The sequence below is a fragment of the uncultured Mucilaginibacter sp. genome, from assembly GCF_903893715.1.
Taxonomy (GTDB): Bacteria; Bacteroidota; Bacteroidia; order Sphingobacteriales; family Sphingobacteriaceae; genus Mucilaginibacter.
Window position 1 is genome coordinate 1 of the sequence record NZ_CAITNG010000110.1, and the last position, 4506, is coordinate 4506.

The 4506-nt window shown below is 38.8% G+C and carries 3 protein-coding genes; all 3 read right to left on the minus strand.

Going from position 1 to position 4506, the window contains the following annotated elements; genetic code table 11:
• A partial coding sequence (locus QZX97_RS12335) for a hypothetical protein (protein WP_295664681.1) occupies nt 1–402 on the minus strand: 402 nt, incomplete at its 3' end.
• A 32-nt stretch (nt 403–434) separates the two neighbouring features.
• On the minus strand, nt 435–2804 hold the full coding sequence (locus QZX97_RS12340) for a hypothetical protein (protein ID WP_295664682.1): 2370 nt from the start codon (nt 2802–2804) through the stop codon (nt 435–437).
• 275 nt (nt 2805–3079) lie between these two features.
• The coding region (locus QZX97_RS12345; RefSeq protein ID WP_295664683.1) for a response regulator at nt 3080–4506 on the minus strand (1427 nt) is incomplete at its 5' end.

Consider the following 4506-nt stretch of genomic DNA (forward strand, 5'->3'; position numbering starts at 1 on the left):
TGTTAATTCTATACTACGCTCATCAAAAATCAGTTTGATTTTATTGTTGCCTTTTTTTTTGTAAACCAATTCGTCGTTCAGCCAAACTTTACAGGCATCGTTGTGTTCAATTTGCATTTCTATTACCATGTCATTTGCGGCAGATATATTGGTAAGCGCATAAGCTACGGCAGGTTTGCCCAAACAAAAAGTACGACCAAAATCAACAAATTGTAAACTATTAAAAGTTGAATTATTGGATGCTATGGATAGTTTGTATTTAAAGGGCGTTTCCCGTATCAGTTTGTCTCCAATTATCCTGGCAACGGCCAAAGGTGATTCAGGTAACCTACCATCGGTTTGCGCAATTAGCGCGTGATAATGTAACAGCAATATGATTAACGCTAAAATTACTTTTTTCATTTTTTTAGTTTTCTTATTCGGCCAAATTCTTTTTAGTCTTGCTTACCTTGCCCCAAAACAGACTTTTTAAAGATTAATTCTTTTGTTTCACCGGGTTTTAGGTTTACTTTTTCGCAACCGTACAGATAATTTTCGCCCATGATTTTATTCTTTGCTTTATCTTCTAACACCGATACATCAGCAACTACTTTCGTAGGGTTTTTCAGTTGTAATATCAACTGTTTTTCATCTTGGGACTTAACCGTGACCACAATACTATCGAAGGCAACAAAATAATTATCATCGGGGCAAACATATAGCCCAGGTATTTCAATATTGGTCAACATTAAACCGGTTTCCGCCCAAGTCGACATTTTTAAAAGAGCTCCTATTTTATCAAGCCCCTGCCAATCGGTCATGCTTATACGTTCGCTCATATACCCGTAAGTCGCATCTTCCAGCTTATTTTCAGGATGTGGAAGATACTGCGGCATATTATGGGCGACATCATAAAGCAAGCCGATATAAAAAACATCGCCCGTAAATCTGTATAATTTTAGCAGTGCCTGCCCGGAGAACGTGCAGATTGCAGGTGCTGCATGTTTATTTTGCGTGTTGGCATATACGGCACCGGTTGTTCGTATGCCAATTTGATCGAAACTCGATTTAGCGGGGAATTTATAATTGTATGATACCACCCAACTGGAAAATTGCCTAGCTGCATTTTCAGCATCATTTAACCATTGTTTATCGCCGGTTAACTCATAAAGTGTCGTGTACGACTCAACAAGCGCATAACTTGATTCTGAATCAATATTCTGTAACGCGTCCCCTGGTCCCCCGCAAGTTATACCCTTGCGGGTGAAATTTTCATTATAGTAACCAGCTACTTGTTTTGCGACATCCATGTAAGCCGGATTGCGATAATACTGTGAAGCCAATGCCAAAGCCGCTGGCAAAATACCTCCGCTTGAAGATCCTCCAACAACAATTTCTCCTGTGTTAGAATCGATAAATTGACCTATCTGATGATTTTTATACCATAAATTAACAAATGCGTCGCATACCTTTTTGTTGCCGTCTTTCCAATATGGTTTGACATATACACCCATTTTTTGCATCAACATAAATTGCTTGGTGATATAATAAACAGCGTCCGCGCTTTTTCTGATTAGATGCCAATTATGTGTATGTGGTTTTCGGATATCACCACCATACCATATCGTACCATCCTTGCCTGCGTCATAATAGAAGCCTGACGGACTGATGCCGTTGAGGAATAACCAATCAAAATTTCGAAGAACATTTTTACGGGTCTCGGCATTACCGGCAAAAAGCAGCGGATAAGTACTTATCATTCCCCCTGTCCACCCTATTTGCCAATCTTGCAGAAAATTTTCCCGAAGTCCGACAGAATAATAACCATATTTATCTACAAAGTTTACCTTGTTGAATTTGTCTTCCAACGTGCGCATGCTCTCCGAAAAAGTTAACTTTTGTGTGATTGAACTATCGCCAACAAGGTCTTTGCGTATGATGGTAAGCTTATTGAATAAGGATTGTACTTCTGGAGCTTCGAAACCATACATTCTGAATGTTATAATGACCTCATCTCCTGCATTAAAATCGTGCGGCTTATCTTGGCTTGGATAATGAGCGTCATTGGCAAAATAGGTATACTGTTCATGTACAACGGGTGAGTTTATCGTAATTATCGCATGATCGCGGGCACGGTTTTCTTCTATATTGATACCATAATCACCCAAACTGTTCCCTTGGTGTGTAAGTATCCAAATACCTTTTGCAGAACTATCGGCCCTAAAGCCTATTGCAGGGGTCGACATGCTACCGCTTCGCTCCTGTATACGGGAAACACCTCCAGATTCACTTAATTTAGGTATATCCGACACAATGATCGGCTTATCGATACCTATATCCTGCACCTCGTACAACTTAGGGGAGTATCTTAGTCGTCGCCATTCAAACCGGTTGCCATTATAAACAGCTCCTGGTAATAAAACATAATTCTTCTCAGACCAGCTTGAAAAGTCGATATCAGCAGCAACTGCCGACTGGCGCAAATGTCCGCTTATGCATTTGAATCGGATTGAAAAATCAACCGCATCCTGTATATTGTTCGCGTGCTCGGCCTTACTGTATACTTCCCATGTCGACCCTTTAAAATCCTGGCGTTGCAGGTAGCCGTTAAGCGCTGAGCTCGCATGATCGATAAGCACATTAAACCTGGAGAAGTCATATTGATTAATTGAATAACGAATATCAGCGTTATTTTTTTTCAGCCACATGGCAATGTCATCGGGTATTTGTGCCTTGGTTTTTGCCTGTACCAAGAGCAATATCATGACCAGTAAAAGAGCCTGTTTGGGGAAATAATGAAAAAAAAAGAAGAATATGTATCGCATATAGGCATCTTATTGATAATAACATTATCGTTTACCATCACCTAACATTTAATACAATCTTCAAAGAAATCAAGCTATGAGCACGACCAGGTTACCCATAGATTCAATTTGACTCAACTGAAAACTACTATAGAAAACTGAAAAACATGTTAGGTTTAAGGATACAATAACTGTATTAATAACACCGTAAATTAAAGGCGTTTATATTGCAGCCCTTTAGCGAAATGTTGCAATCTTAACGTTAATTGTTGCAATGGACCAAAAAAGGGCATGAATTACCCTTTTTGACTAAATAAAGCATCATTTAAAAATTCGGTAGGAGATTTACCATATTGCTTTCGGAAGGATTTGGTGAACGAAGATGGATTTCTGAATCCGACTTCATAGGCTATTTGCGACATATTCAGCTTTCGCTCCAACAAAAGATCCATCGCATGCTTTAAACGTATATTATAAATAAACTCAATCGGGGTTTGACCTGTTATTGCTTTTAGCTTCCTGAAGAGATTACTTCGGCTCATGGCTACTAAATCACCAAGTTCCTCTACACTAAATTCCTCATTGCTCATATTCTTCGTTATACTATTGATAACTTTTTCAACAAAAGCCTCGTCAAGGGGGTTGGTGGTAATATTTTTAGGTATAATGACCCCATTGGACCTATATTTTTCAATAATACGTTTATGATTTTCAATCAACTTTTCAACCCGTACAATCAATTCATTGGGGTGGAATGGCTTAGGGATGTAATCATCGGCACCGATCTGTAAACCATCTATTTTGTTTTCAACTGTCGCTTTTGCCGTCAATAAAATGATTGGGATATGGCAAGTATTTATCTTACTTTTTAACTCCTCGCATAAAGCCACACCATCCATTTCGGGCATCATAACATCACTAATGATCAAATCAGGCTCATTGCTACCAACATATTCCAACGCTTTTACCCCATTCTCTGCCTTTGCTATGAAATACTTGTGCTGGAACAACACTTCAAGATAATTTAAGACCTCAGGATTATCATCGACAATTAAAATAGTATACTCGGGCTCCTTGCCGTTTTCAAAATCCAAAGGTGTTATAGATAATGGTTGTTGCTCATCAATTAGCATCGATACATCATATTCGGGAACATATTGTTCTATTAGTTTATTCTCTGTGGTTTGGATTATTGGCAGGTATACTTTAAAGCTGGTCTTAACACCAGGTTCGCTTTCGGCGATGATGAAGCCATGATGAAGCTCAACCAGGCTTTTGGTAAGGGAGAGGCCAACGCCCGTTCCCTTTATTGTTGTCTCAGAGAAAAATCTTTCGAATAAATGATTAAACTCCTCGGCCGAAATACCTTTGCCATTATCCTCCACTGAGATACAAAACCAAGAATTCACATCATTTATGTTATCAACCGGCAATCCTGTTCCATCGTGCTCGGATAACTTTATGTTAATGATGCCTCCCTCCGGTGAATACTTAAATGCGTTGAATATTAAATTATTCAAAACCTTTTCCATCTTACCCGGGTCGAACAAGGAGTAGCATTCTTTTAATTCAAGATCTAAGTTAAAATGTATTGCTTTTTTCCGGGCGATGGGAACAAAATTATTAAAGACATCCTGTACAAAGTTTGAAATGTCTGCATTAACCATTTTCAGATTAAGCATGCCATGCTCCATTTTTTGAAACGTCATCAACTCTTCGATAA